This window comes from Acididesulfobacillus acetoxydans, from assembly GCF_902729405.1.
In the GTDB taxonomy this organism is placed as follows: domain Bacteria; phylum Bacillota; class Desulfitobacteriia; order Desulfitobacteriales; family Desulfitobacteriaceae; genus Acididesulfobacillus; species Acididesulfobacillus acetoxydans.
In genome coordinates this window covers 1,103,559-1,130,471 of record NZ_LR746496.1, presented here as the reverse complement: position 1 = coordinate 1,130,471, position 26,913 = coordinate 1,103,559, and the positions used below count along the sequence as shown (strand labels likewise).

The window sequence follows — 26,913 nt, the reverse complement described above, 5'->3', positions numbered from 1 at the left end:
GCCCCTTTCCCTGGGCCTGGCTCCGGCCGCCCCTTAAAAAGTACAGAGCTGACAGGTTCCTTTTGGTCAGAGTCGGGAGCCAACGGGAGCCGGAAGACGCGGAAACCGCTAGCGCCGGGCCACTTTTTGATAGAGGATATAAGAATAGACCATGGAGCCGAGGGCTAAGACAAGCACGACAGCAAAAACCAAGGGAACCGTGAACTGTTTCGGCAAAAAGCTGGAAAACAGCAGGATCAGACCCCCTATCACCCAGGCCGGTCCGGCCGCGCGGTGCGTCTTGTACCAAACTTCTTCATTGGCCAAAGTCCAGGGCGTACGGATGCCAAAGAAATAGTTAAACTTCACTTTCCCCATATAGTTCCCCAGCACAATGAACAAAAACCCGATCCCGCCGAGAATGAACGCAGGAACAAGGCCCGTGCGCAGCAAACCCAAAGCGGCGAAGATGATTCCGGTATGCAGCAATCCGAGAAACAGGACGGTGACGAAATTAATTAGCCAAAAGACCTTGTTCATCAAGCGGTAATTCGCTTTCCGGGGGTCAATGCGGGGGATAAGCCAGAAGAGGAGCCAAATTCCCAAAGTGAGCACCGGCATCAGGAACGCCCCGACAAAAGGTGTGTTGTAGCCGTTCACTTCTCCCGCGGCATTCCAATGAGAGGGAACCCGGGCCGGCAACTTCGGATAAGCCCAAAGGGAAAGGGCAAACATCAGGATCACAATCAGGGCGGACAGGATCTGAAACAATCTGTCGTTATGGTCATGACGCGAAATCAACGGATCTCTTTGCATAACTAATCTCTCCTTTGCCCATAGGTTTGAAGAATCTTCATTTTTTGTCGCTGCCGCCGGGGAGCCTAGGCGTCTGCCCCAACAACTCCCTGTAATGCCCGGCCGTTCCGGTCGTTTGCCATCTGCACAGTCGGAGTGTTCCGTGAACCGGTGCGGCCCGGCCAAATCGCTACTTCCCTTTCTTTTGCCCTTCGCCCCCAGGCCCTTCCGTCCCTAAGAAATCCGCAAACCATTTAAGGATATCCTGGAAAACCGTGGTGTTCAAGGAATAAACTATATTTTGCCCACTGCGGCGGTCACTAATTAGGTCAGCCTGTTTCAAGATACTAAGATGGTGCGAAATACTGGGCTTAGTAATCGTAAACTTGGCTGCAATTTCACCTGCGGTCAGATCCCCTTCCCGCAAATAGCGAAGAATCCGTCTTCGGGTGGGATCGGACAGGGCCTGGAAAGTAGACTGCTGTTTGGTCATTCTTATCACTTCCTTCAGCCACTCTTGTGACTTCCTTAGGCCACTCTTGCCAATTCCCGAAGTCACTCGCGTCGCCTCATTTTGATGCCGCCATACATTAGATCTCCCCACATATCGGATGTCCCCATACACTGGATGTCTCACAAATTTAGAACTCCCCGGGATTCACTGCCTTTCCGGCTCTCGTGTAATTACACCGTTCTTTGCTTAGCTAAACATCTAAATATATCTGAAATTGATTATAGTCCCCTGCTTCCTCCCTGTCAACTGAGGGATACTTGGAAATGCACAAGCGTGGCACATTATCATATGCGCACCATTCGCTCTCCTGCGCCATATCACCTACCGGCGCGGCCTTACCTGGAAGAGCGCTCGTACTTTTCTATAAAGTCTTCCATGGCCGATTTGCGATCACGAAACTCCTCAATCCACGCCTCCAGCATGTCCTGCCCATCCGGGGTGATCGAGTAAATACGTTTAGCGGGGCCCGCATCTCCGGTTTCCCAGTGTGATTCGACATAACCGCCATTTTCCAGACGTCGTAAATGACGGTAGACCGCGCCGGTATCCGGGGCACCGGGATAGAAGCGGAAACCCGATAAACGCTCAAGCAGTTCATAACCATGAGATGAATGCTGCAGCAAGCTGAGAAGCAGGCAGGGCTGAATAAATCTTTCCACTTTGCCGGACAGTTTGCAGTGGCAATCGCCGCGACCTTCTCCATGGCCCGTTCCATGGCCATGACCATGTTCGAGTCCATGGCAGGTATCACACATTTTAGCAGTTTCCTCCCTTGCAAGTATCCCGGCTCGCACAGCACTTAGGACCCTACCCGACAGCCGTCCATCGAATAGATATTTTAGATGTACAAGATCCCCAGAGTCCTGACTTGGGCGGGGGGCGGTCTCCCGTTTTGCCGGTCGTTGCGCGCCCCCTATGCCGCTAATTATCTGCCCTATATGCTACTATCAGATAGAAAAATTGTCAATAAGGCACGCGGCCGTCCGCCAATCATTCCTTGAGCCGGTTGAGCAAGTGCGCCATGTTATCCGCCATGTGCCTAATGACTCCGATATCTTCCGCTCCGCCGCTCCGCCTCACCGTCTCACTCGTACCCGCCACGGCAATGTTCCAGTACTTTGAACCGCGCTGTCACCCGCCGGGATTCGCGTAGGAATGAAGGCCCGGCAGAAAATAATTGACCCCGAAAAATGTAAAGAGCACCGCTGCGAAGCCGAGCACCGCCAGCCAAGCAGCCGGCCTGCCCTTCCACCCCCGGGTAAAGCGGACATGGAGATAGCCCGCGTAAACCAGCCAGGTAATCAGGGACCAAGTCTCTTTCGGATCCCAGGACCAGTAAGTTCCCCAAGTATAATTAGCCCACACGGCCCCTGTAATAATGCAGAGGGTAAGCAGAGGAAACCCAAAAGCAACGACTTTGTAAGCCAGTTCATCGAGAACTTCAAGAGCGGGAAAGCGAGCGAGTACGCCCCCGTTCACCTCGTCGGCCCCGTTTGACAACTCTGACCCGGCCAGCAAACTTCCAGTCGCTGAACTCTCCGCCGCCGACATGGTCTCACGCTCAGCGTCTCCGGGAGCGCCGGGAACCGGCCCGCCCACACGTCCGGTCACCCGGATCTTACGCTCTTTGAGCAGATACATGACCCCCAAGCCGAAAGAAACCGCAAAAGCTCCGTAAGCCAGCATGGCGGTGGCGACATGGATGGTCAGCCACTGGCTTTTTAGAGCCGGCATAATCGCCGTCGAGCTCCTCTCCGCCGGACTGATGGCAATCTCAACAAAGAGCAGGAGCAAGGCAGGAACAGGCAGGACAAACGAACCCAAAGCTCGCAGCCTGTAACGGAATTCGGCAAAAAGATAAACCGCCACGATACCCCAACAGAATGTCAGAATGAACTCATACCCGTTGGCGAGCGGAGGGCGGTGGGCAATCAGCATCCTCACCCCCACGGTGACTGTATTGATGACGAGACCGGCCACCGTAACCCAGGTGGCGGCCCGGCTCAGGCCGTTCTTTTTCCCAAGCGCGCCGCCCCAATAGAGCAGCGTCGCGAGGACATACGCCGCCAGCAGCAGGTAAAATAACGGCCCTTCAAACCCTTTCAGTATTTGACTCATGGTCAACCTCCTCTGCCCGGCCCAAATTCTTGCCGGATCCCCTATTCCCTTAAACTCTCTTCTCTCCTCGACTCAAACTTTCTTCTCTACCCAGCTTAAACTTCTCCCCATCTCGGCTTAGACTTTCTTTTCTCCCCGCCTTAAACATTTTTCTCTCCCTAGCTTTAGCTTTCTTCTCTTCCCGGCTTAGACGTCCCCGCTTGATTTTCTCATTTTACTCAGGAAACTTTCCGTGTCTTTTCCCGCGGTCATCCCCAGAGCCAAAATTCCTTCCTCCGTCTCCTCCACGCGGCTGAGCACCCCAGCCACCCTGGAGGGCCGCCAATAAAACGAGAGAAACAGCCCGACCAGAAGCAGGGCCGAACCCAGCCAGACCACCCCCACACCCGGGTCTTTCTTGACCTGTATGCCCGTAAACGGAGCATAGCCATCGAGAGTCATTTTGTATTTTCCCTGGATACTGGCCGTTTGGCCCTTACTGAGCGTTCCCTGCTGCACGGTCTGACCATTATTGTTATAAACCCCATAGAGCATTTGAGGCTTTTGCTCACTTCCCGCAATTTGGGCCACCATAAAATAAAGTTCTGTCCCCGGGACATTGTAATAGTCGCTCTGTTCGCTCAAGAGGACCTCTTGCTTGCTCCCCCGCACGTCGGCAGTAAGACGCACCCCGCTCGTATAATCGCTCTGATAAAAAGTGATTCCCTTGTAGGTCAAGGGATGATTGACCGAGATTGTCTTCCGTACCAACACGCGCCCGCCCAGGCTGATCAGGCTCAAATTCGTATACCAGTTATCCAGTTGCCCGTTCGGCAGGTACTTCTTTTCCGCCGAATTCACCCGCACATTGAAATTCTGGCCAACCCTGCCCTCGGTCATGATCGATTGGAGCGACAGGGTACTCCCCGCACCGACCATGAAATACCCTTTGGCGCCGAGGAGGCTGCTCATAAAGGCACCCAGTACCAAAATGACAAAAGCCATGTGGGTCACGAAGGAACCCCAATAGCCCCAACGCCGGCGCAGGCCCAAAAAAGACCAGCCGGTCTCCGTCTCCTGCTCCGTCAGGCGAAATCCTTTATGTGCCAGGGTTCTCTGCACAGAGTCTTGCAGGACATGATAATCGCCCCTGATCTCCGTCCGGATCTTGGCGGGCAGCTCCCCCGCAGTCCCCGGCGGACGGGGCCGAAAAACCCGCCCGTAAATCCCGTGAAAGCGGCGGAGACTGCAGGCCACCAGGTTCAAGCACAGTAAGCCCAGCAAAAAACGAAACCAGAATGTACTGTAAATCTGCGTAAACCCCAGCGTTTGCCAGAGTTGTGCCACCTTGAGGGCCTCTTGGGGACTTTGATCAAATTGCGGAATAAAAGTTCCCAGGCCGGCGGTGATGGCAATGATCCCCAGGAGAACCAATCCCAACTTCATGGATGTCAGCCATTCTTCCACCAGACCCCATCCGGTGCGCGTTTCTCTTTCCATATTCACGTCTCCTTCAACTTGAAGCCAGCCAAAGTCTACCCCCGCTCAACTCTCAGCTTGTCGGGATGAGAGTTGAGCGGGCTGAAAGTCCAAAAATCTTACCCAACCATATTATTATTATTTTTGGCATAAGACAAGCGGAATCTTACATAGCTTGTCCTTTTGGCTGTTGTCTAGTCTGGCGTTTGCGCCAACACCCTCTCACCTACGCCTCTCCAAACATGGACATCTGACGAACCTCACTCCTGAACACGGCCTTTTCCAGCCTTTCATCCTCTTGGAAGTCCTCGAAATACATTTTCGATACAATTCTATCAGTTATTATCGATTCCCGCCAATTTTCTCACCATAGCCAATAATCGCGTACTATCTCAAAAAAAATGAAACTTTTGTGTAGATATCTCAAAAATACGACCGCCTTTTGGGCGATCGTATTTTTGGTATCATATTGACAGCTGCTCATCTGACGCTTTGCCTGTGAAGCGACGCCTGGAAGTCTGTCAACCCTACTTTGCACCCATCAGCGAGCTGTAAGGCTGTCCGCTTCGCCGTCGCATATCCCCGGACCAATTTCCACAAAACGGCTACCTTCGGGTCGTCAAACGTGTAATCGCGCTTCCACGGCCCGGGTTTGATCAGACGCCCCTCCTTCTCAAACAAGCGTTCCAAAGGAGTCCCAACCTCCACCACGATCTTGTTATAGTTGAAAGCTTCGGGGTTACCCACCGAGCGCAAGAATTCCCCGTTTTGCATCAGTTCCTCGACAGACATCGTCGGGTCAAACGGGATAAATCCGATTTTAGCCGCCAGGCCCCACTCTTTGAGTTTAAGTAAAACCTCACGGTTTTTCTCCACGGTCGTCCCTTTGCCGTAGCGGTCAAGGATACGCTGCACACCTGACTCAATGCCCAAGCGAACCTCTACGCACCCGGCGTCACGCAAGGCCTTAAAGAGGTCTTCCTCCACGTTGTCGACCCGGCACTCGATCGAAAACTGGATCCGTAAACCGCGCCGGCGCAGTTCTTCGATGAAATCCCAGGCTCTCCGTACTCCCACCTCACCGCGTCCGAAGAAATTGTCATCCAGAAAATCCAGATGATCCACATTGTAACGTCTTTGCAGATCCTCGATCTCGTCTGCGACATTGCCGGCGCTGCGCGGACGCCACTTGGGCCCGGGCGATTTGGCGTTCATTGCAGCCGGACAGCAGAAGATACAGTGCCCGTCACACCCCCTGGAGGAAATGATCATGGGCAGACGTCCCCACCTGAGGATATCTGGCAGCGTGTCCCTTCTCGGGAAAGGCAGCGCGTCGAGATTTTCAATGAGAGGGCGGGGTCCGTTGCTCCGGCTCGCTTCGCCTTCACGGTAACACAGGCCGAGTATCCCCGCCAAGCGTTCTCCGGAGGGCCTGGCGGTACCTGACAAGTTGAGCGCCTCCAGCAGCTCGGGCAGCGTCTCTTCGCCCTCCCCGACCATGAGGCTGTCCAGCCCCGGGACTAACTTAAGAATCTCCGAGTCCATCATTGTGGCGACCGGTCCGCCCGCCGTGATATGCCCGGAGTAACCCCCGCGCCGCAGCTGGACCACCAGGTCGACGAAGTAGGGCATATTGACTTCGAGCAGGCGAAAACCGATAACATCCGGCTGTTCCTCCCGAATCCGTTTCAGCGTCGCGGACACACCGAGCCGGAAAAGCGACGCGTCAAGGATACTCACCTGGTAATCCAACTGCTCAAGAACGGCAGCCAAGTAACCGAGGCCAAGATTTTCGCTGTGCGGCTCCCAAAGGCGCAGCGACGCGGGCGGGTTGATGAGCATAATTTTCCGGAATGCGATATGCATGCTATACCCCCATTTCAACGATACTCAAGGCGGCATGTTAGACGATTCCCAATATTGCCGTCAATCGGTCCAACGGTACTCTATGGTCAAACGAAGCCATGTCACATCAAGAATACCGAAGGGTCCGATCTGATGCCATATCCCGACAGTAATCTCGCTAAAGCCCTATACATTTTACCACCTTTTACCGTGATTCATCAATGTCCATCTGCCTCGGATATGACCCCAACAGCCGGATGGCGACCCGGTTCTTTTTCAATGCCCAGAGGGCCTCCTGCATCTCCGGCGCAAAAACGTAGCCGTCCACATCGACAAAAAAGACGTACTCTCCCAGCCTTCCCTTCGCCGGGCGGGATTCAATTTTAGTCAGATTAATCCCACGGCTGGCAAACTCCTGCAGCATCCGGCAGAGTGAACCCGGGGAGTCCTCGATGCGCATGAAAAGAGACGTCTTGTCCAGCCCGGACAATTCGCGCAAGCAATGGCCCACTAAGATAAAACGGGTAGTATTGTCCTTGTTGTCCTGGACCCCCTGCTCCAAACATTGCAGGCCATATAAATCCGCCGCCCGCCGAGGAGCGATGGCCGCCCAGGCTTGGTCCGATTCGGCCACGATTCGGGCTGCCTCCGCGGTACTTCGGCAAACGGTCTGGTCGGCCTGGCTTAAATGAGTCTCCAGGAAATCCCTGCACTGGCCGAACCCCTGCGGATGGGAATAGACCCGCCGAATTTGCTCAAATCCCAGCGGCCGTAAAGTAAGAAGGCACTGGCTCACGGGGTGGACAAATTCCTCATAAATAAGGAGTTCCTCCCTTTCCGCGACACAATCTAAGGTCATGCTCACCTGACCTTCGGTCGAGTTCTCCAGCGGCACAAAAGCCCAATCAACCCGCTTTTCCCCACAAGCATGGATGGCTTGAGCAATCGTGGCAAAGCCCTCCGCAGAAACACCCCGGAAGTCTCCGTTTCCCCGTTGCAGAAATGACAACAGAGCTTCTTCCGAGAAACTCCCCCGAGGGCCCAAATAACCAATCTTTGCCCCTTCCATGGCGAAGCGACCTCCTTTAGCGTTGCCTTTCTTTCGCTTCGATACTTGGCTGTCCGACGCGTTCCCCGGCGGCGCGCCGCTGCTAGCCCAAACAAATAAAAAGCCCACGGCTGTTCCCCTCTGGGACGAAAGCCGTGGACTTCCGCGTTACCACCCAATTTGGCCCGAAAATGGCCCGCTCACTAGGGTACAGAATGTGCCGGTCCGCGCTTCTGCCCTAATCCCACTTATACCTTCTAACCGGGCTGAAGAGAACCCGACAGGCGGCGAGCCCCTGCGAGACGGCTGACGCAAGTAACTTATCCTTAATCCTGCGGAACAGTTATACGTTCCGATAGGACAAAAAAAGCCCTCATCCCTAAGGGACGAGAAGCTCGCGTTACCACCCTGATTGGCAAAGAATGCCCACTCACTAAAGGTACGGGACAGACAATCCGATACCCTCTTCCTTTTAACGGGGAAGAACCGTTCCAGCCTACTTTTTTTGTTCAGCCGACAGCTCAAGAGGGAACTTCAACCACCGCTTTTTTAGAAGGGCTTCCAGTCAGCGACCCTTCCTCCCTGAAAATCCGCCTGTCGTCTACTTTACTCTGTCATCGCCTTTGCCTATGAAGTTTATTCTAGTGTAGCCTACTCGCGTTCGGGTGTCAAGACACGGCCGCGGCAAATCCCTCACGCCGGTCCACAACCTCTAAAATCTGCGCCTCATCTTCTGACAAAACCTTGAGAACATGTGCCACCTCGTCCTTGAGCAAATAAGTTTGTTCCAGCGAATCCTGCAGGCCGGCCGTTTGCATGTCGTCGGTTATGGGTATAACCTTGTGGCGCCTGGCAGACTTGACTAGATCTTTGGCCTGATTCACAGTGATAGCCGTGACCCAGGCCAGGAATTTGCTTTTGTCCTTAAGCTGATTCATTTTCACATACGCTTGGGCAAAGGCCTGCTGAACAGCATCCTCGCTGAGCTCTTTATCACCGGTTATTGAAAAGGCAATGAGATAAAGTTGCCTATAAGATTGCCTAAAGAGAATCTCGAATAGTTCAAGATTCCGGTCAAGAAATGCCAATGCCCAATCCCCCCGCTCTCTTCACCCGACTAGGGAAACCTGGCCCCCACAATTTTTTCACTTCCCATTATACTCTGCACGCCGGCTGCGCTCCATACTGCCGCGATCCTTTTTCGTTGGACGGCGCTCTTGGTCACGCCGGTCAATTCAAAGTACAGAAGCAGTCCGAAGGCCGCCCGTCCCCGTATGCTCCCTGCCTGATTCCTGCCTCATCGTCTCTTGCCCCCGTTGTCGGGCAGATCTTGCCAAGACTCAAACAGGCTATCCCCGCGAGGGGAGAAAGTGCAAAAAAAGGAATCTCCGGTCGGTCGAAAAAAGGAGGAATCGATAAGCCGGAAGTCGAATGCCTCAAAGAACAAGATCGCCGGACAGACGCGGCATGCAAACGAGGTGTCTTTCGTGCCCAGACGTTACGTGATTCCCGCCATCGCCGCTACCACCTTACTCGCCGGAGCGCTCGCCTTTTTCGTCTTGCCCCGGCCCGCTTTTCTTTCGGGACATACTTCCGCTTTTTCTTTTCTCTCCGGGCAGACTCCCTCCCCCTCCCCTCCGAATACTTCCGCCTCTTCCCTGCCAAATGCCTCCTCGCCGGCGGCGGAGGCGCCTTATCCGTCGGCCCCCGTACCACCCCTTAAACGGGGCCAAAATCCGCATTTTCCACCTTCAAACCACGCTGCCCACGGCTCTTCTCCCGGCGCCGTTTCGCCTGACCCCGGACAGGCCCCCGCACCCGCAAGCGGCCCCAGCGTTTCTCCCGGAACCGGAGCCAAGGGAACAGCCGACCTTATCTGGTCCCTGGCGGTCAAAGAGCGAGCTGTTTTTATAACAATTGACGACGGCTGGTTTCCCAGTCAACCCCTGCTTCAGCTCATGCGGCAAAAGCACTTGCCAGTCACCGCCTTTCTCATCCAGCAGGCTGCACAGGAGCACCCCGATTATTGGCGGGCTTTTTTAGCCGCCGGGGGCACTATCGAAAACCATACCTTCTCCCACCCCGATCTGGCCAAGCTCCCCTTTCAGGCGGTTGAAAACCAGGTCCAGACGGCCGAAACCTATCTTTCTTCCTTGGGACCGGCACCCACCCTCTTTCGCCCGCCCTACGGCGATTACAGTACCTCCGTCCGCCAGGCGGTCTACCAAGCCGGAATCAAGCATGTCGTCATGTGGGACGCCGTCATGAGTGGGGATACCGTGCAGACTTACAACAGCCAGCCGCTTCAACCCGGTTCCATTATCCTCCTCCATTGGGATCCCGGGCTCAGTGGCGAAGTTCACCGGCTGCTCGATATCTTGTACCAGAATAATTTAGGTGTAGCTTCCTTGCCCCAAGCCCTGGCCAACCCGAACAGCTTCCCTGTGATCTGGCCGCAGGGCAAAAACCCAAATCTCAAAGTCCCCAACCAAGCACCGAAAGACAGCACAGCCAAGCCGCCAAGCGCTCCACCCTCCTCTTCGTCCCCATCCTCCTCTTCTCCGTCTCCGTCTTCCTCTTCTCCGTCTCCGTCTTCCTCTTCTCCGTCTCCGTCTTCCTCTTCTCCGTCTCCTTCTTCCTCTTCTCCGTCTCCTTCTTCCTCTTCCCCGTCTCCTTCTTCCTCTTCCCCGTCTCCTTCTTCCTCTTCCCCGTCTCCCTCTTCCTCTTCCCCGTCTCCTTCTTCCTCTTCCCCGTCTCCCTCTTCTCCCCCTTCCTTCTCTCCCTCTTCCGCTGACGCTGCCAACGGGGCCTGAGAGCCAACCGCTCTGATTCAGTCTCTAGGCTCGCTCTGCCCTTACGCTCGCTCATCCTCGACCCTCAGGTTGCCGTTCTCGGAATTCTCCCGCAATCCCAGCCTGCTTTCTCCGTACACAATACTCCGTACCCTACACCTCCGTACCCTACACCTCCGTACTCTACACCTCCGTACTCTACACCTCCGTACTCTACACTCCGCATTGCCTCTTAACGGCAGCGGCCCAGCTTACAAAACTAAGGGTGACTGCTGACAGGCGAACAATTCTGAATCTCCCCCCTGGCTAAAGCCGGCCAAAGCCAGAGGCAGGCGGCTAAGCCTCTTGGTCATGACCGGGCCCCGACAAACGTGTTTGTACTTCTCGTGAGCCTCCGTGCTGTACCGCTGAGCAAAATCACCCTGAAGGAAGAGGCAGGCCCCGCACCTCTGCGCATACAACGCCCGCGTCGGAAAAAATGTTCGCCGGCGCTTGATTCTATACGTATACTATGTTATCATATGCCAAGGAAAGTCAGTTCGCCTTGTCCGCCTCTTCGCACGTAAGACCACTTACCCCTTGCACTCAAGGAGGTCAATTGATGATGCCAAACAAAACCATTTATGTCTCCGACGGTGATTTACCGATTTTCGAGCGAGCCCAGGAACTCGCCGGTGAAAATCTGTCCGCTACCATTGCCGGAGCGCTGCGCCGTTATGTTGAAAATGCGGAAGCTAGGGCCAAAGGGTTAGAAGAGATTATCGTCAAGGTGGGAAAAGTCGCCATCACCCGCAAGAGATTTTGGGGCAAATTGCTGGCCAAAGGGCATGTCGCCGACGACGCCGCAAAAAAACAACTGTGGTACAAAATTTACCAAACAGCTAAAGGGGCCTTTGCCGTCTCAATCACGAGCCATCCCAAGTGGTGGTACTCGGACGGCTCGGACTGGAAAAACTGGGACTGGGATTGGGACAGGCAGTCCGCGAACTGGGGAGAATGGTGGAAAGCCTGGAAACAAGACCATCCGCAAGCTAAACCGCGCTCGGATGAGTACACCATGAAGGAGTATCCCAAAATGAAGGATTGGCAGGATTGGTCTGAGCAAGCGGAACACCGTCTGGAGATTTATGCCTCTCTCGAAGAAGTCGGGGAACACGTTCCGGAAGAGTTGTATCAGGCGACCCGTCAAGCCTTACGCGACGACCCGATAGAAGACCTGGACATTTAGAAAACCCGAGAGTTAGCCTCGAAGGCCGTTCCAGTTCACGTGAACCCAACGCCCGTGATTCGTCAGGCAAAAGGCTATGATATACTTCAGGCCAATGCTTTTTACGGAAAGCGCAGCCGAAGCCCTACGGCATCACGCCAACGACATCCGCGTTGGCCGCTTGGCCTCAGTGGACAAACAACCCACGCTTAAAAATCCGCATGAGGGAGGCATCTTGTGTCTAATTCGATCATCGAGACAAAAAAACTGCGCAAAAGCTTTATTACCAAAGCCAAAGGCAAGAAACAATTAGTCGAAGCGGTCAAAGGGATTGATTTGGAGATTGGCAAAGGGGAAATCTTCGGCTTCCTTGGTCCCAATGGCGCCGGCAAATCGACCACCCAGAAAATGCTGGCGACCTTGCTTTTGCCCAGCGCGGGCGAAGCCCGGATCAACAGCTATGATCTCTGCACACAGCAACAGGACATACGCCGGTGCATCGGCTATGTCAGTCAGTCCGGCGGAACGGATTCTCTCTCCACCGGACTGGAAAACCTGGTCTTGCAAGCTCGGCTCTACGGTCTGGACGAAGTCACGGCCACAAAGCGGGCCCTGGAATTCATCGACCGCTTTCAGATGAGTTCCTTTGCCGAGCGGCGGGCTCTCAGCTATTCCGGCGGTCAGCGCCGCCGCCTGGATTTGGCTCTGGGCATGATTCACCATCCGGACGTCTTACTGCTCGACGAGCCCACAGTCGGTCTCGATCCCCAAAGCAGAGCTTACTTGTGGAAAGAAATCCGGCACCTGCGCGACGAAGGCATCACGGTCCTCCTCACCACGCATTATTTGGATGAGGCGGATAAGCTCTGCGATACCATAGCTATTATCGATAATGGAGAAATCGTGGCCTCAGGCGCACCGACTCAACTGAAAGACGATATCGGCGCCGATTCCTTGGTGTTCGGCTTTGCGAGCGAGCAAACCGCTCGGCAGGCCCAAGCACTGCTGGCGGAGAAATCCCCAGCGGAGAAAACCCAAGCGGAAGACCATTTTCTCCATCTTCGTTTGAGCCAGGGGGAACAGGTGCTGCCCGCTCTCCTGCGCCTGCTGGATACGCGGCATTTACCGGTGCAAAGCATCTCTTTGGCCAAACCCAGTTTGGATGATGTCTTCCTTAAACACACGGGTCGTTCATTGAGAGAGGATCATGTTCATGGGTAAGATGAAAACACTCCGCGACACCGGCTTGATGTTTAGAAGGAGTATGCAGCACACCTTGCGCAATCCCATCTGGGTCTTTCTCAACCTGTTCCAGCCCCTCTTGTACCTGTTTCTCTTCATGCCGCTCTTGAAAAGTTTAGGAGGCGTACCCGGTTTACCCGCCGGCAAGACCGTACAGGTGTTTATCCCGGGGCTGTTAGTCATGCTGGCCCTGTTCGGCTCCGCCTTTGTCGGGTTTGGTCTGGTTGACGAGATCCGCACCGGGGTCATTGAGCGGTTTCTGGTCACCCCGGCCCATAGATCGGCCATTCTCCTGGGCAGGCTCCTAAAAGATGTGGTCGTGCTTCTGGTCCAGTGTATCTTGATTACGGTCTGTGCGCTCCCTTTCGGCTTAGGCGTCAACTTAGGCGGGTTTTTGCTCTCCCTGTTGCTCTACGCCTTGATTGCCATTGCCATGGCCTCCATGTCCTACGCCTTCGCCCTTATCTTCAAGTCTGAAGATACTCTTGCTTCCACCCTGAACACGATTGCTCTGCCGGTATCCCTACTGTCAGGCATCATGCTGCCTCTTGCCTTGGCTCCCCTCTGGTTGCGAGACTTGGCGAAGATCAACCCTTTTTCTTACGCCGTCACTGCTTCCCGTGCCCTGTTCGCCGGGAACATCCACAACGGAGACGTCATCAAGGGGTTCATCATCGTCGTCCTCCTGGCCCTTGTCACATTCTGGTGGGCTATAAGGTCTTTGAAGAAAATGGCGGCTTGAACCGCCCTGTTGGAAATGAGAGCCGGTTGCGGAAGAGAGACTCACAGGAAAGTCGTTTCACCTATACCCGGAAGCACTTCGTAGACGGAGCAGCCCAGGCTAGCCTCAAATTTCTGCTTGATGGCGAAAACCGCCTCCCATTTCGGCACGGTCGACTCATTGACCCCATAGCGCATAGCCACATCTACCATCCGTTTCTCCAGCAGACAGAAACCCCTGGGCGCAGCCAGAGAATCACAGAGCTGAATCAGTTGATCATACAGGGTGTAGTGAATCCCCGTGATGTAAGCTTGAATAAACACGAGCTCATCCGCCGTACAGTCTTTGTTGCCCGAATAAGATTCCAGGTCAGGCAAAGGGAAAGAGTGCGTAAGACATATCCCGGCGCACCCTTCGTAACCCTTTGCGCTCAGAAACTCGTAACCGTCGATCGTATGACGCAAATGAGATATCCCTGTACGCCTGCCAATATCGTGCAGACATCCGAAGACGTAGGCAGTCTCCGGATCAAGTTCACGGTGATGGCAGGCTATGTTGTGCGCCGCCTCAGCGGTGACGATGGAGTGTTGCACCCAACGTCCCGGGTTTAACCTTTCGGCTTCTGCTAATAAGAGTCTGGCTTCAGCCGCAGAGGGTACGCCTATAACCTTATCCGTAGAACTGCCCAGGGGCTGATCCGCAGGGCGGCCCTCAGTCTCATCCGTGGGAGTGTTCGTAAGTTCCACCTTCTTTGAAAAACTTAACACCCGGTTTACCTTTCGATAACAGCCGTTTTACGTCTGCCTGCTATTATCCAAGCGTGAAATCTTCCGTCCGCCCGCAAGCGGAGAAAAGCAACCCCCAAGCCGATGTGGTAATTCTGGCTGATTGGTCTGCCGCTGAGGGGTTGAAAGAGCAAGGGATGACCCTCCCCAACAAGCCGAAGAACTCCGGCCAACTGATTTAGTTCGACCCAGATTATAATTATTTTGCTTACAGTGCCTCTGCCTTGGGCATAACTTACAACACCAAGGAAATTAAGACACCTCCCAGGGATTGGCAAGACGCCTTAGCTCCGGCCTTCAAGAACAAAGTGGTTATGCCGGACCCTGCCCAATCCGGTTCGGCGCTGGATTTTACCGGGGCTTACCTGCAAAATCACCAAAACTCTTGGGACTTCTTCAAAGCGTTAAAAGCCAACGGTGCGATTGTCCAGGGGGCCAACGCGGAATCCCTCAATCAGGTTTTAACGGGCGCCAAAAGTATGGTTTTGGCTGGGGTCGATTACATGGCTTACGCCGACAAGGCCAAAGGCGAGCCCATCGATATCGTCTATCCCTCCAGTGGCACGGTGGTTAATCCCCGGCCGGTCATGATCTTGAAATCAGCCAAAAACCTGACCGCGGCCAAAAAATACGTAGATTTTCTCCTTTCGAGCGAAGGGCAACAGGATGTCGTCAATGCCTATCTTCTTCCCGGCAGGAAAGACATATCGGTCGGTTCCAAAAGGGCCGCTCTGGATGAGATCAAACAATTCCAAGTCGACTGGAAAGCCTTGACCTCCGATGAAAAGAATGTCATCCACCAAGCGGACAGTATCCTCGGCCAATGATGGGCAAGCAATGAGTGAAGCACGCGGCCTGACCGCGCTCCGCACCGTACCGGCGCGGCGGCAAAAATATCTGATTCCGCTCATCTTGGCACCCGCGCTCACATTTTTCTACGCTTCCCCGGTGCTCATGATTTTGCTCCGCGCTTTCGAATTCCCTTTGCCGGCCGGCGTTCACGCTATCTTGTCGGGCACCGCCCTGACCGCGGCTTTACACTCCGCCCTGCTGGGGCTGAGCGTGGTCTTCTTCTCCAGCCTTGTCGCTCTGCCCCTGGCCTTGGCCACCCGCAAGAACCTTCTCTTGAACTCGCCTTATTTCGACGTTATCTTTTTGATCCCCTTTATGACTCCTCCTTACATTTCGTCCATAGGCTGGATTCTCTTTCTGCAGCCCCATGGTTATCTGGAAGGCTTTCTGCCCTTCGCCTCGCATCTGGAACCTTTTTTCTTCTCTGTTTGGGGCCTGAGCCTGATTATGAGCCTCCACTTATTTCCCTTAGTATATCTCGCTTTAAAGCAGACCCTGTCCGCGGCCGGCGGGCGGCTGGAAGAGGCGGCGCGAACCGGCGGCATACCCCCCCGTATTCGCTTCATTCGCATCTGGCTGCCCCTGCTGACAAAACCTTTACTGGCCACTGGTGTTCTGGTCTTCATCAAGGCCATCGGGGAATTCGGCACGCCTCTCGTTTTCGGCAGCCTCATCCATTACCCCGTCTTGACCACCGCCATCTATCAAAACATTTCTACTTGGCCAGTAAGTTTTGCCCGGGCCGCTCAATTGTCCCTCCCTCTCTTGGGAATGAGCTTTGTCGTCTGGTTTGTCAATAACCTTTATCAGAAAAGAAAAAACTACACCTTGATCAGCGGCCAATCATCCTCGCCCGAACCAGAGACAAAACGGCCTTGGGCGGTCATCGCCTCTATTTATGCCGGACTCACTCTGGTTCTCGCCCTGGGCATCCCCTACGGGTCCGTCTTGATCACTTCCCTGCTGAGAATCGAGGGAAACGGCTTTCTCCTGAGCAACCTGACTCTGAGTCATTATACCGCCTTGCTGGAGCTGGGTTCCAGCGCTTTGCAGGCTTTAGTCACCAGTTTCGAATTAGCCTTCACTGCGGCCGGCATCTGCACCCTCCTTGGGCTCATCATAGCCGGTGTGACCCGTTTCTTCGCCTCCGCTTGGACCCAATATCTCGGACTTCTGGTGATTCTGCCTTACGCTGTTCCGGATGTCCTGATTGTGATCGGAATGATTCTCTTTTGGAACGCCCCCTGGCTGAAATGGACTCTCTACAACACACCTGCCATGCTGGTCGCCTGCTATGTCGTTCTCTTTCTGCCTTATGCGGTCACATACACCACGGGTGCCTTAAACAATCTGTCTTCGTCCTTGTGGGAAGCGGGACTCGTACATCACCTGCCCCCCTGGCGCGTAGCACAGCGTATTGTACTGCCGCTCTTATTCCCTTCTGTCTTAGCCGGCTGGATCACGGTCTTTTCCATCGGCGTGCGTGATTTGGTCGCTCCCATGCTAGTGAGCCCGCCCGGCCTGCAAACCGTTTCTACCTACATCTTCCAGCAGTTTGATCAGGGGGATTTGTCCAGCGGCATGGCCATGGCGATCACGGTCGTGTTGCTTACCCTCCTCCTCCATTTCATCGTTCAGAAACTTCAAACCCGCGGCAGCCGCTGATTGCCGAACAAGCAGGGAAAACCGCCCGACGAGGATCAAACCTCGCCGGACGGTTTTCCTTTCGGTACACTTCCGGACGGTGCACTCGTAACGAGCAGCCGGCAATTGGGTGTCAAGGCCTTTAGCGCCCTATTCACTCAGCCATTTCCAATTCCGGCTGCACGTTCATAAGTGTCAATTAGCTCCTGAGGCAATTTCTTGATCAGCAGAACTGGTATCGGGGACCTATTGAGCATGGTATGAGCCACACTGCCAAAGATCAATCCTTTAAGGTCTGTCAAGCCTCGGGTACCCATAATGATCAGGTTGAACGAATTCTTCACCGCATAGTCGATGATGGCATCCGCCGTTTCCGAAATCGTCGCTTTGGCAATCAACATCTGATAGTTTATTTCCAATCCCTTCTTGAGAAAGACGGCTTGGGTTTTCTTGAGGATGTCTGAATACTCCTTTTTTGTCTCTTCGTCAGCTTCTTCAAGAATCTTTTTCATCCAGGCCGAATTGGGACTGATGGGCCACGTGTCGATCCACCGATATTCTGAACCGAGCACGTGTTCTTGCACCTGAACGACGGTCAAATGCATATAGGGCATATTTTGCATTAGCCTGGCCGTATAAACCGCCGCCGAAAAGGAATGCAGTGACCCGTCCGAATAGAGAAGTACATTGAAATTTGGATCACTCATGTTCAGCACCTTCTTTCCCCAGACTTAGCCTGGCAACTTCATCCATACTGTGCAACAAACGTCAGTCATACGGTACAACCCTAATGGTGTGAAACCTGTTAGCCCTAAAATCATTCATATTATGAAACTAGGATAACTCAAGGACAACTCAGTGGAATGAAACGTATTGATCCGGCGACAGCTTGTTGGGCTTGGTGCGGCTGTAAACAAAGATGCAGATCAAAGCGGCGATAATGCCCATAGCCGCCATTCCTTCGAAGCCTAAATGAAAGGCAAGGATCCGGGCCCTGACCAAAGTATGCTTGATGAGATGAAAACTGTGGAAATCGCTGTTGTACAGGGTTCCCGCGATGGCTACCCCCATGCTCATACCTAAAGATCTCGACATGTTCAGGATACCTCCGGCCACCCCGACGTGTTCCGGCGGCGCGCTGCCCATCACAGAACTGTTGTTGGGAGGAGTAAATAATCCCATGCCGACTCCGACCATGATCAATCCCGCCAGGTCAATAAAAACAGAGGTTCTCCGCCCCAGGAAAATCAAAACGCCGGCACCCATTGAGGCGACTATCATACCCGCACTGGTCAGAATCCGGGTGCCGATGCGATCGGCGATCGCCCCGGAAATGGGGGACATGATAAACATGGAGACAGACACGACTGTCAGAATCAGCCCGACATAGAAAGGCGGCAGTTTCAAAATCCAATCCAGGTAAAACGGCATAAGGAAAATGATCCCAAACATCAGGGAATAGGACAGGAGGCCGGAGATATTCCCGCTTGTAAAAGCTTTGATTTTGAAAAGGCTTAGACTGATCATCGGGCTCTGGCATTTTTTCTCGCGTATGACGAACAGTACCAGAAACATCGCCGTGGCCAGGAACTCAAGCAGAATCATGGGCGAGAGCCAGCCGACTTTATACCCGTCCTTAAAAATCAGCACCAGGAGAATCAAGGCCGGGGTCAGGAAGATGGCACCCCAATAATCGAAGCGGCTGGAATGCGGGTTGGGCTTATCCCTCGGCAAGATGAAAGCGGCAATAACAGTGCCCGCAATAGCGACCGGAATGTTCACGTAAAAAATAAAGCGCCAGCTGAAATTCGCTATCATGAGGCCTCCGACCGTCGGTCCGATGGACAGACCAATGGCTTGGGCCGAACCCTGAATGCCAATGGCTTTCCCTCGGCTGGTCGGCGGAACGGCCGAGGTAATGATGGCGACGGAGTTGGCTTGCAGCATAGCCGCGCCAATCGCTTGCAGAACGCGGGCGGCAATGAGAATCGGTATCGCTCCCGCTATGCCGCACAAACCCGAGCCCAGCCCGAAAATACCGAAACCTATGGTATAAAAGAACTTTCTGCCCAGCCTGTCGGACAAACTGCCCAAAAGGGTAAGGAGGGATGTTAAAGTCAAAAGGTAAGCGATAGAGACCCATTCTACTTTATCCATGCCCACGGAAAAACCTTGACTCATGGTCGGCATGGCAACATTAATAATGCTGGCGTCCAGGGCCGCCATAAAAGCACCTATACATACTGTTCCCACCACAAACCAGTGATAGTTTTCTCTTTTACGCAGCGGGATGTTCTCACCCATTTTCTTCACCTCTTCCAATAAAACATCGTCATTACCAATGGCCGGATCATTTTGTCAGGATTAATGGCGTATGTATTCTGTCTATTCGGTGTATTCCGGAATCCTTCCTCGGCACCGCCTTCCCCTCCACTCCTTTCTTTACCGGCGATATACACGCTACACCCAGCCAAGAACTTGAGGACTCTTTCACAAATCCCACTGCCTTAACCCCACATTGAGCCCATCGCCCTGTGAGATTACATATCGGTACAAGCAGCTCTGTGAAATATCTGTACAAGCGAATAATCTCTCTTTCACAAGTCCAGCGACTTTCCGCTGCCTTGACAGAGGCGCAGCGCTTCGAAATCTAATCTTCTGTCATAAATATTTCATCCCCGAAAATTGTCTTATCCAAACAGAGATTATCACCCAGGTCATATCCCGTCAATATTCCCACAATGAATATATCCTATGATGGTTCTACCGCAGCTATCGCTTTACGGACAGAAACATAATGAGAGAACCTGTTTCATATCTTGAAGTGGGTGCAGGAATGAGCTTTCCTCATTTGTTTTTTTGGGAGGTGGAAATATGTTCAGATTGAGCCGCGGTAGCCTGTTCGCTCCCAACGACGGTACAGGCGCCTCATCCCCGGCGGATGACGAAGAGGGAAGGACGATGCTTGAGATCAAGGCCTTGGAGAACAAAATTCGTCAAGCCTGGGACAATTTTTCCTTTGCCAAACCCGAATACATCGAGATTGCGGTCTTGGAGCTGAAGTTGGCCGAAGCGGAACACTGCCTGCTCAATAGGAAACTAAAGATGATGAGGGGGGAACCCATGTCAGAACTCAAAATCCATATCCTCTTTCCCTGGCTGAAGCAATATATCAAGGGGAAAGATGAAGATACACACCCATCCCCTCACCTTCTCACCTCTTCATATCTTTAACGTCCATGGTCACGACATAAGCGGACGGGTCGAACTCCTTTATGAGTCCCGATAATTCTCCAAAGCGCTTTTTCTTAACCACCATTTTCAGCTGGGCCTTCTCCGCCCCGTTCAGGCCATACCCTTTGGCGGTCGTGACGGCGAATCCGCGCCCCCTGAGTCTATCCGCCAAAGCCCATTCGTCATGTTCCGTGACCACCAGGGCAAAAACGCTGTCCTTCGACAGTTTATCATCAATAAGCATCCCGACAAAGTTCCCGGCGGCATACCCCAAAGCATAGAACAGAAGAACACTCGGATGCATGACGTACTTAAACGCTTGGGAAGCCCCCAGAGTGTAGACGATAATTTCAACAAAGGCAATTGCCGAGACGAGGATTCTTTTCCCCCTGATAATCGACTTGACCCGCAGGGTGTCCAAGGAAACGTCCACAATCCTGGCGAAGAAGATTAAGATGCCCAAGAGGATCATGAAATTCACCGCCTTCGCGTTTTGCTAAGATTTTATCATAAGCTGAAGGCGATTTGGGAGGGAAAAGCATATTCTTGGACCGTGCGCTTTCTCGGATCTTGCCTCTTCCCGCCCGCCGGTGTTCCCAGGCCCTCGGCGTCGTGCGAACCTCCTAAGAGGGCGGCCGTCGAAACAATACGCGTGCATTGGCCCCGAGCGTGCGGCAGCCCTGAGCCTTCGTTGTCCTCCGAACCCTGACACGCAAAATGCCCTCTAAAGAGCCCCCCTTCCGAAACTACGGTAAGGGGGGCCTTTTAAAGGGACACAGGGGCACTTAAGCATAGTCCGCTCTCAGAACTTCACTCAGCCTTTGGCTGCCTTTTCTGCTTTTTGATTGATCCAGAGGTGAGTGTAGTCAAAGTAGCAGTAGACAGGGTGGAGGTTGGCGTTCTCGACCCAGGGTTGAACTACTCTGAAGACCTTGCTGTGGTAGATGGGAACGATAGCGGCATCTTCCATGATCTGTTTTTCAATTTTGTGGTACGTCGGAATCACTTGGTCCAGATTAGGATTTTGCACCGCTTCATTCAGCAATTTGTCTACGGTAGCATTCTTGTACTCCCAGTTGTTTTGGGAGGGAATGCCGGCCGAGTTGAAGAGAATGTCCAGGAAATCGTCCGGGTCGGGATAGTCCTGCACCCAGCCGCCGTAGGACACAACCGCTTTGCCGGTCTGAATGGTGTTCAGGTATTGGGGGAAAGGCAGCCCCCTCAACTGGACATTCATTCCAATCTGTTTCAGCTGAGCCTGAATATTGGCCACGATCGGATCATTGGCGGCCGCCTTCGTGTAGATGAGATCATAGGTACCCGGCAACCCCTTGGGATAACCGGCTTCGCTCAACAGCTTTTTCGCTTTGGCCAAATCGTAGCTGTATCCCGCCGGATTGGCTTTATAGCCCGGCATGTTGGGGGGCAGGATCTCATTGGCCTCAACCCCCCGGTTGTTGACGGTTTTGAGCACATCCTGTTTGTTAATGGCGTACTCCAAGGCCTGCCTGACCAGAGGCTTATTGAACGGGGGATCGGCATTGTTGACATAAAAATACCACAGGTCATTTGCCACCAAAGTCCTGATGTCGGGCTTCATGGCCGGGTTGTTAATCGTATTGACAAATTCGGCCGCCGGAATGCGCGAAAAATCGAGCTCTTTGTCCTTGAATTTCATGAAGGCTATCGGATCGTCGATCCCCAACTTCCAAGTGATGCCAGCGAGATAAGGAAGCTGCTGCCCGTATTGGTCCTTCATGAAATAATGCGGGTTGCGAACTACTTTTACGATCTGACCTTTCTTCCACTCCACGAACTTGAAGGGACCGGTCCCAACGGGATCCTTGGAAAAATCCGCCGAAGAATAAGGATTCGCCAAAGCCGAAACGACTTTCTTGTCGACGATATAAGCGAAAGGCATGGCTATCACATCGGCGAAAGTGCGGTTCGCTTGGGTCAGATCAAACTGAACCGTGTATTTGTCTACCGCTTTGACCCCGGCCAAAGTCTTGGCATGGCCCGCCTGCATCTCGTTAAAGCCTTTGATCATGGTGTAGTAGGAAGCACCCACAGAGGCCGTGGCGTGCGCCGCCAGGCGATTGAAGGTATAGACGACATCGTCGGCCGTCAGGGGATCCCCATTTGTGAACGTAATCCCTTGCCTCAGCTTAAACGTATACGTGGTTCCGTTATTGCTGACCGTTGGCATGGCCTCGGCCAGGTCCGGGATGATCTTCTTGCCGCTTTGATCCCAAGTGAGAAGACCGTCAAACATGGTCTCCAGAAAATCGTAAGTCTCCACATCCCCGCATTGCGCTGGATCCAGGCTTTTCGGGTCATCCTGCCAGTACGTGAGGTAGGTTCCCCCCATCTGAGGTTTGCCAACGGCCGCTGTGTTCTTTTGCGGCTGGGTTCCGTTGTTTTGCGAACCGCAGCCGGTCAGGACCGTGGCCATGAGCAAGACGCCTGCCACAGCAACTGTTCCCAATCTTTTCAATCCGCTCATTCTTGTGAACTTAGACAACTTCTTCATTCCCCCTTCATTACTTCTCGTCTGATCACCCTGTGTTAACCCCTGGGAAAGACCTGCGGCATCACCTCCCCCTTGTTAACCCGCAGTTGAGGAACGGCCAGATAATCTTTCGGATCGTAAACCATTTTATCTCGTCTCAGGCTTTTTGATCCTCCTCCCGATGTGAATTGCCATAAACCTTGTCTGAATGGCCTTCCGGCCGCAGCGAACCGCAGGCTTCCGCATTCTTTATAGTTATTCTCGTCCTTTTTCATACATGCTTTTCTTTTGTCCGTGGTGTCTTTCTGGGCTCTTCTTCCGTCTGGATTATGTACCGACCCTGGCGCTTAGTTTCAACACCCTCTTAGGGTCCAACCCCCAACCCCTCTGACAGGAGCCCTTCTCTCCCCGGGGCCAAGCGCTGATGGGCAGATGTCAAATTCAGACGGTATTGGCTACTGAGCCAAAGATTATCTAAACTAAAGATTCTGCGTCTTCCCGCAAATTCCTGCTAAGTCGGCGGCATTTCCTCCGAAAAAGGAAATAAGCCTATTTTTCCATAATCGGAAATATTCTCTTGCGAAAGAAGCCTGACTTAGTTAGAATATTAGCGTGACTTAAATCCCTATAGTGGAATCCAAATCCTTCATAATTGGATACTCCAATGTATACCCTTAAGGTGCAGAATAACTTATCCCCCGCCTGTGAAGGATGGGGGAATTTTTGAGGAGATTCAAGAACTTTCTCAAAAAGGAGCTTGCAAAAGTTTCCTGAAGCTTGTTGAAAGGACAAAAGAGATGCTAAGCGCCAATTCAGCTCTCAAATCCCGAGATTTTACAGCCTTGTGGCTTGGGCAAATGTTGTCCCGGCTCGGCGACAGCATTATGATGGTGATGTTACCGCTCATCGTCTATTCCCTGTTTAACTCATCCCTGACCATGGGATATGTGATGGCCTTGATAGTAATACCCCAGGTGATCTTTCTGCCGTTTACCGGTTTTCTCGTGGACCGTGTGCCCAGGGTGCGGCTCATGATGGTTACAGACGCAATCCGCCTCTGCTTTTTACTTGTCCTAACTCTCTTAAGTATCTACGGCGACTTGAACAGGATGGTCATCTATACCTATGCCGTGTTAGCCGGCACCATGTCCGCCTTATTCCAACCGGCCTACTCCGCCGTGCGGGCGCAGATATTTACTCCTGACATTAGAAATTCCGCCAATGCTTTGACTCAAATGGGCGAACAATTTGCCAGGCTGGTCGGTCCCTCTCTGGGGGGTGTAATCATCAGTTTCGTCTCAATCGCCTGGGGATTTGGCCTTGACGCCATGACTTTTCTGATTTCCGTCCTCAGCCTGGCTCTCTTAACCCAGTCCGGCCCGCCGGGGCAAAAAACGCCTGGCGCGGCCAAAGCCGAGGGCGAACATTTAGTGCGCACGTTCGCCCGTGAACTAACCGGCGGATATCGGGAATTGAGAAAACATCCCTGGTTATGGATTACGATTTTGGTCTTTGCCTTCGTCAATATCATGTTCTCGAGTTATTTCACTATTCTGCTGCCTTGGTTAGTCAAAGACAAATTGCATCAACCGCCCTACATCTACGGCCTGCTGATAACCGCCAATGGCGTTGGGTCACTTCTATCGGCCTTTTTGTTTGGCTTGCGCCGGACCTGGCACCGGCGCGGAATTATTGCCTACACGGGAGTCGCGGTGGCGGGTCTGTTCTTGGTCAGTATTGTTTTTGTCAGCCTGCTTCCCTACCTGGTCTTGGCCATGAGCGTAAACGGGGCCATGATCATGCTGATAGGACTGATTTGGGAAAGCAGTCTTCAGGAGCTGATCCCGCTGGAATTTTTCGGTCGGGTGGCCAGCCTCGACGGGATGGGTTCAATCGCGCTTTTGCCCGTGGGCTATATTATTACGGGTTGGCTGACGCAAAACATAGGTGGAACCATAACGATGGCCTCCGAAGCAATTCTTTTGACCGTAATCACTGCGGGCGCTCTACTGATTCCCTCCATCAGGAAATTCGATTAGCAGGGGGATAAGGTTGAAGCAATTTCCGCAGAACCGGGTTGTACGGCGTTCCTCTCATTCCAGATTGAGCCGTTTAGCCAAGATATGGTTCGTTACAGCAAAATAGGCAGCAGACAGCAGGACCATAAAGGCAATCGCGCAAGCGATGGCTAGTTCGCTCCGAGCCTGGGCAAAAGCAAAATGGCCGGAGTTGACCTGAATAGTATGGAAGAGGCTCCTGAATACTTGCCCAACAATTTGGGTAAGCGTATTGAGGACGATAAAGCCGGCGAACGAAGCCAGCACCTTATGCCGGTTCACGAGATGCCCAATGGCTATCGAGGCGTAGATGAGCAAGATGCCCGCCGCCAGGCTGACCAAGGCGCTTACGATGAAGGCCAAGAAGTGGGCAGAGGAGCCCAATCCTCCGCTGAACGTGATCATTTTGGTCCATGCACCCGGCCGATAGTTGACTATGATGATAGAAACCAAGGCGACTGCTACACTGACCACGATCCACATCATGGACACGAGAAGTTTGCTCACAATGTGCTTCCAGGGCTTGACGGGAAGGGTAAACATCAGGTACCCCTCATCGGAAAGAAGGTTTCTGTAGAACCGCTGAATCATAACAACGAAGGTCATGACGAACATGCCGGCCATAATAACGGCGTACACAGCCAAGCTGATGACAGTCGCAACATCCCATTTCTGGTGGCCTGCACCGAAGAGAAGTCTGGAAATTCCAGCAACCAGCAGCAAAGAGAGGAAGAGCGGCAGGAGCGTTCTCCCAGTGGCTCTCATTTCGTACTTTAGCAGTTTGCCTAACATTTAAATACCTCCCTAAATAGCGCATCGACGGTTTTGCCCTGGTTATCCCGAATATCATCCACGGAGGAAGTTAGAATCACTCGACCCTGATTTATGAAAATAACATAATCCAATATCTTCTCGATGTCCGAGATGAGGTGGGTGGAAATGATTATGGTTCCGTTTTCATTGTAATTGCCGAGAATTGTTTGCAGGATATAATCCCGCGCGGCCGGATCGACGCCGCCGATCGGCTCATCCAGAAGATAAAGATCGGCTTCGCGGCTCATGACCAGAATCAGTTGGACTTTTTCCTTTGTTCCCTTGGACATGGTTCTCAGCCGGTCTTGCGGATCGATATTCAGTCTCTTTAACATGTCGTAAGCTTTTTCCGGTTTGAAATCAGCGTAGAAATCGGAGAAAAACTCGATGATTTCGTGCACCCGCATCCAATCATTCAAGTAAGTTCGCTCCGGCAGGTACGATATGATTTTCTTGGTCTCAATATCCGGCTCTCGGCCTCCAACGAGAATTTTGCCATTGGACGGGGTCAGAAGTCCGTTGGCCAGCTTAATCAAGGTGCTTTTTCCGCTGCCGTTCGGCCCCAGCAAGCCCACGATTTGTCCGCGAGCTACTTCCAAGCTGACGTCGGATAGGGCTGGCTTGTTTCCGAATCTTTTGCCTAGACTTTTGCATTCCAAGATGGTGCTCATTTTTTCATCTCCTTTGCCATGTCATTAATCAGAGTTAGGATTTCCTTTTGTTCAAAGCCCAGTCGTTTCATCTTCTCCAGGAACCCTAAGATTTGTTCCTGAGCTATCTTGGTTTTTACTCGTTCAATCATACGTGCATCCTCCGTTATCGACCGACCGCTCGTGCGATGGGTTATTATGAGGCCGTCTTCTTCCAACTTCGCCAGAGCTCTCTGCATGGTGTTGGGGTTTACAGCTGCATCTTGGGCCATGTCTCGCACCGAGGGCAGCCTTGCCCCCAGAGGATAAGTCCCGGAAAAAATCATGAACTCGATGTGTTCGACCAGTTGCAGATAAATTGGTCTGTCAGATTTCAGTTCCCATGGCATAACATCACCTCATGTATTACTGTATTAGATCCCTAGTACAATAATACACCATTTTCTTTGCCTGTCAACAGGGTTTCTGTCAATAGGCAAAATCCCGGGCCGTGCGGACAAACAATGCCAGTCCACCACCACTCGCGCCCCCAAACGGTGAGCTTCGCGCAGAGCAGCCAGCGTATCCGCCGTTTCACCGGATTGGCTCGTCACCACCAGGGTATGCTCACTGATGAGCGGCCGGCATAGTGTCGAAGGTCAAGCCGG

Annotated in this window: 23 protein-coding genes, 2 pseudogenes and 1 other annotated feature; of the genes and pseudogenes, 8 read left to right on the top strand and 17 right to left on the bottom strand. The window is 53.0% G+C overall.

Annotation, left to right across the window (positions count from 1 at the left end; all coding sequences use genetic code 11):
• Positions 1–108: 108 nt before the first annotated feature.
• The 8 genes from MNU25_RS05015 to MNU25_RS04980 form a co-directional block, all read right to left on the bottom strand.
• A complete protein-coding gene (locus tag MNU25_RS05015; protein ID WP_240984066.1) occupies positions 109–795 on the bottom strand; it encodes an SdpI family protein in 687 nt (228 codons plus the stop codon).
• 169 nt (positions 796–964) lie between these two features.
• Positions 965–1,267 carry an autorepressor SdpR family transcription factor gene (locus MNU25_RS05010; RefSeq protein ID WP_240984065.1) on the bottom strand — a complete coding sequence of 101 codons (303 nt, stop codon included), beginning with the start codon at positions 1,265–1,267 and terminating at the stop codon, positions 965–967.
• Positions 1,268–1,623: 356 nt separating this feature from the next.
• A complete protein-coding gene (locus MNU25_RS05005) occupies positions 1,624–2,043 on the bottom strand; it encodes a PadR family transcriptional regulator (protein WP_240984064.1) in 420 nt (139 codons plus the stop codon).
• Positions 2,044–2,419: 376 nt separating this feature from the next.
• The gene (gene ccsB / locus MNU25_RS05000) at positions 2,420–3,406 is read right to left on the bottom strand and encodes a c-type cytochrome biogenesis protein CcsB (protein ID WP_240984063.1); all 987 of its coding nucleotides are present in this window, start codon (positions 3,404–3,406) and stop codon (positions 2,420–2,422) included.
• 186 nt (positions 3,407–3,592) lie between these two features.
• Positions 3,593–4,885 carry a cytochrome c biogenesis ResB family protein gene (locus MNU25_RS04995; RefSeq protein WP_240984062.1) on the bottom strand — a complete coding sequence of 431 codons (1,293 nt, stop codon included), beginning with the start codon at positions 4,883–4,885 and terminating at the stop codon, positions 3,593–3,595.
• Between the two features lie 459 nt (positions 4,886–5,344).
• Positions 5,345–6,730: a B12-binding domain-containing radical SAM protein gene (locus tag MNU25_RS04990; protein WP_240984061.1), complete on the bottom strand. Its 1,386-nt coding sequence runs from the start codon at positions 6,728–6,730 to the stop codon at positions 5,345–5,347.
• 184 nt (positions 6,731–6,914) lie between these two features.
• Positions 6,915–7,778, bottom strand: a complete 864-nt coding sequence (pheA, locus tag MNU25_RS04985; RefSeq protein WP_240984060.1) for a prephenate dehydratase — start codon at positions 7,776–7,778, stop codon at positions 6,915–6,917.
• A 358-nt stretch (positions 7,779–8,136) separates the two neighbouring features.
• Positions 8,137–8,384 (bottom strand) — a binding site (T-box leader).
• A gap of 41 nt (positions 8,385–8,425) precedes the next feature.
• Positions 8,426–8,845 carry an RNA polymerase sigma factor gene (locus MNU25_RS04980; protein ID WP_240984059.1) on the bottom strand — a complete coding sequence of 140 codons (420 nt, stop codon included), beginning with the start codon at positions 8,843–8,845 and terminating at the stop codon, positions 8,426–8,428.
• Between the two features lie 282 nt (positions 8,846–9,127).
• Between MNU25_RS04980 and MNU25_RS20430 the strand changes: the two are divergent.
• Positions 9,128–9,940 (top strand): annotated as a pseudogene (locus MNU25_RS20430) (polysaccharide deacetylase family protein); the annotation flags it as partial.
• A 292-nt stretch (positions 9,941–10,232) separates the two neighbouring features.
• On the opposite strand, the gene MNU25_RS04970 reads toward MNU25_RS20430, so the two are convergent.
• A complete protein-coding gene (locus MNU25_RS04970) occupies positions 10,233–10,625 on the bottom strand; it encodes a hypothetical protein (RefSeq protein ID WP_240984057.1) in 393 nt (130 codons plus the stop codon).
• Positions 10,626–11,150: 525 nt separating this feature from the next.
• Between MNU25_RS04970 and MNU25_RS04965 the strand changes: the two genes are divergently transcribed.
• The 3 genes from MNU25_RS04965 to MNU25_RS04955 all read left to right on the top strand — a co-directional run bounded on the left by MNU25_RS04965 (position 11,151) and on the right by MNU25_RS04955 (position 13,740).
• On the top strand, positions 11,151–11,777 hold the full coding sequence (locus tag MNU25_RS04965) for an EXLDI protein (protein WP_240984056.1): 627 nt from the start codon (positions 11,151–11,153) through the stop codon (positions 11,775–11,777).
• Positions 11,778–11,993: 216 nt separating this feature from the next.
• A complete protein-coding gene (locus MNU25_RS04960) occupies positions 11,994–12,977 on the top strand; it encodes an ATP-binding cassette domain-containing protein (RefSeq protein WP_240984055.1) in 984 nt (327 codons plus the stop codon).
• Positions 12,970–13,740, top strand: a complete 771-nt coding sequence (locus MNU25_RS04955) for an ABC transporter permease (RefSeq protein ID WP_240984054.1) — start codon at positions 12,970–12,972, stop codon at positions 13,738–13,740. The genes MNU25_RS04960 and MNU25_RS04955 overlap by 8 nt, the downstream gene beginning before the upstream one ends.
• A 41-nt stretch (positions 13,741–13,781) precedes the next feature.
• On the opposite strand, the gene MNU25_RS04950 is transcribed toward MNU25_RS04955, so the two are convergent.
• Complete coding sequence (locus tag MNU25_RS04950; protein ID WP_306425061.1) at positions 13,782–14,486, bottom strand: HD domain-containing protein; 705 nt, start codon at positions 14,484–14,486, stop codon at positions 13,782–13,784.
• A gap of 215 nt (positions 14,487–14,701) precedes the next feature.
• Here MNU25_RS04950 and MNU25_RS04945 point away from each other — a divergent pair.
• Together MNU25_RS04945 and MNU25_RS04940 are read left to right on the top strand one after the other, a co-directional pair.
• Positions 14,702–15,331 (top strand): annotated as a pseudogene (locus MNU25_RS04945) (extracellular solute-binding protein); the annotation flags it as partial.
• Between the two features lie 10 nt (positions 15,332–15,341).
• Complete coding sequence (locus MNU25_RS04940) at positions 15,342–17,021, top strand: ABC transporter permease (protein ID WP_240984052.1); 1,680 nt, start codon at positions 15,342–15,344, stop codon at positions 17,019–17,021.
• A 137-nt stretch (positions 17,022–17,158) separates the two neighbouring features.
• Here MNU25_RS04940 and MNU25_RS04935 read toward each other — a convergent pair whose 3' ends face one another.
• The gene (locus MNU25_RS04935) at positions 17,159–17,707 is read right to left on the bottom strand and encodes a universal stress protein (protein ID WP_240984051.1); all 549 of its coding nucleotides are present in this window, start codon (positions 17,705–17,707) and stop codon (positions 17,159–17,161) included.
• A 148-nt stretch (positions 17,708–17,855) separates the two neighbouring features.
• On the bottom strand, positions 17,856–19,304 hold the full coding sequence (locus MNU25_RS04930) for a DHA2 family efflux MFS transporter permease subunit (RefSeq protein ID WP_240984050.1): 1,449 nt from the start codon (positions 19,302–19,304) through the stop codon (positions 17,856–17,858).
• A gap of 570 nt (positions 19,305–19,874) precedes the next feature.
• Between MNU25_RS04930 and MNU25_RS04925 the strand changes: the two genes are divergently transcribed.
• Positions 19,875–20,234, top strand: coding sequence for a hypothetical protein (locus tag MNU25_RS04925; protein ID WP_240984049.1), 360 nt, complete (start codon positions 19,875–19,877; stop codon positions 20,232–20,234).
• On the opposite strand, the gene MNU25_RS04920 is transcribed toward MNU25_RS04925, so the two are convergent.
• Positions 20,215–20,706, bottom strand: coding sequence for a DUF2179 domain-containing protein (locus MNU25_RS04920; protein WP_240984048.1), 492 nt, complete (start codon positions 20,704–20,706; stop codon positions 20,215–20,217). The two genes, MNU25_RS04925 and MNU25_RS04920, sit on opposite strands and share 20 nt — an antisense overlap.
• A gap of 342 nt (positions 20,707–21,048) precedes the next feature.
• Positions 21,049–22,758 (bottom strand): ABC transporter substrate-binding protein, encoded by a 1,710-nt coding sequence (locus MNU25_RS04915; RefSeq protein ID WP_240984047.1) that lies wholly within the window; start codon positions 22,756–22,758, stop codon positions 21,049–21,051.
• 785 nt (positions 22,759–23,543) lie between these two features.
• Here MNU25_RS04915 and MNU25_RS04910 point away from each other — a divergent pair.
• Positions 23,544–24,785 carry an MFS transporter gene (locus MNU25_RS04910; RefSeq protein WP_261487074.1) on the top strand — a complete coding sequence of 414 codons (1,242 nt, stop codon included), beginning with the start codon at positions 23,544–23,546 and terminating at the stop codon, positions 24,783–24,785.
• A gap of 54 nt (positions 24,786–24,839) precedes the next feature.
• Here MNU25_RS04910 and MNU25_RS04905 read toward each other — a convergent pair whose 3' ends face one another.
• From MNU25_RS04905 to MNU25_RS04895, 3 genes are read right to left on the bottom strand one after another with little or no spacing between them, the layout of a single operon-like run.
• Positions 24,840–25,595 (bottom strand): hypothetical protein, encoded by a 756-nt coding sequence (locus MNU25_RS04905; protein ID WP_240984046.1) that lies wholly within the window; start codon positions 25,593–25,595, stop codon positions 24,840–24,842.
• Positions 25,589–26,287 (bottom strand): ABC transporter ATP-binding protein, encoded by a 699-nt coding sequence (locus MNU25_RS04900; protein WP_240984045.1) that lies wholly within the window; start codon positions 26,285–26,287, stop codon positions 25,589–25,591. The genes MNU25_RS04905 and MNU25_RS04900 overlap by 7 nt, the downstream gene beginning before the upstream one ends.
• The gene (locus MNU25_RS04895; RefSeq protein WP_240984044.1) at positions 26,284–26,655 is read right to left on the bottom strand and encodes a GntR family transcriptional regulator; all 372 of its coding nucleotides are present in this window, start codon (positions 26,653–26,655) and stop codon (positions 26,284–26,286) included. The genes MNU25_RS04900 and MNU25_RS04895 overlap by 4 nt, the downstream gene beginning before the upstream one ends.
• Positions 26,656–26,913: the final 258 nt, after the last annotated feature.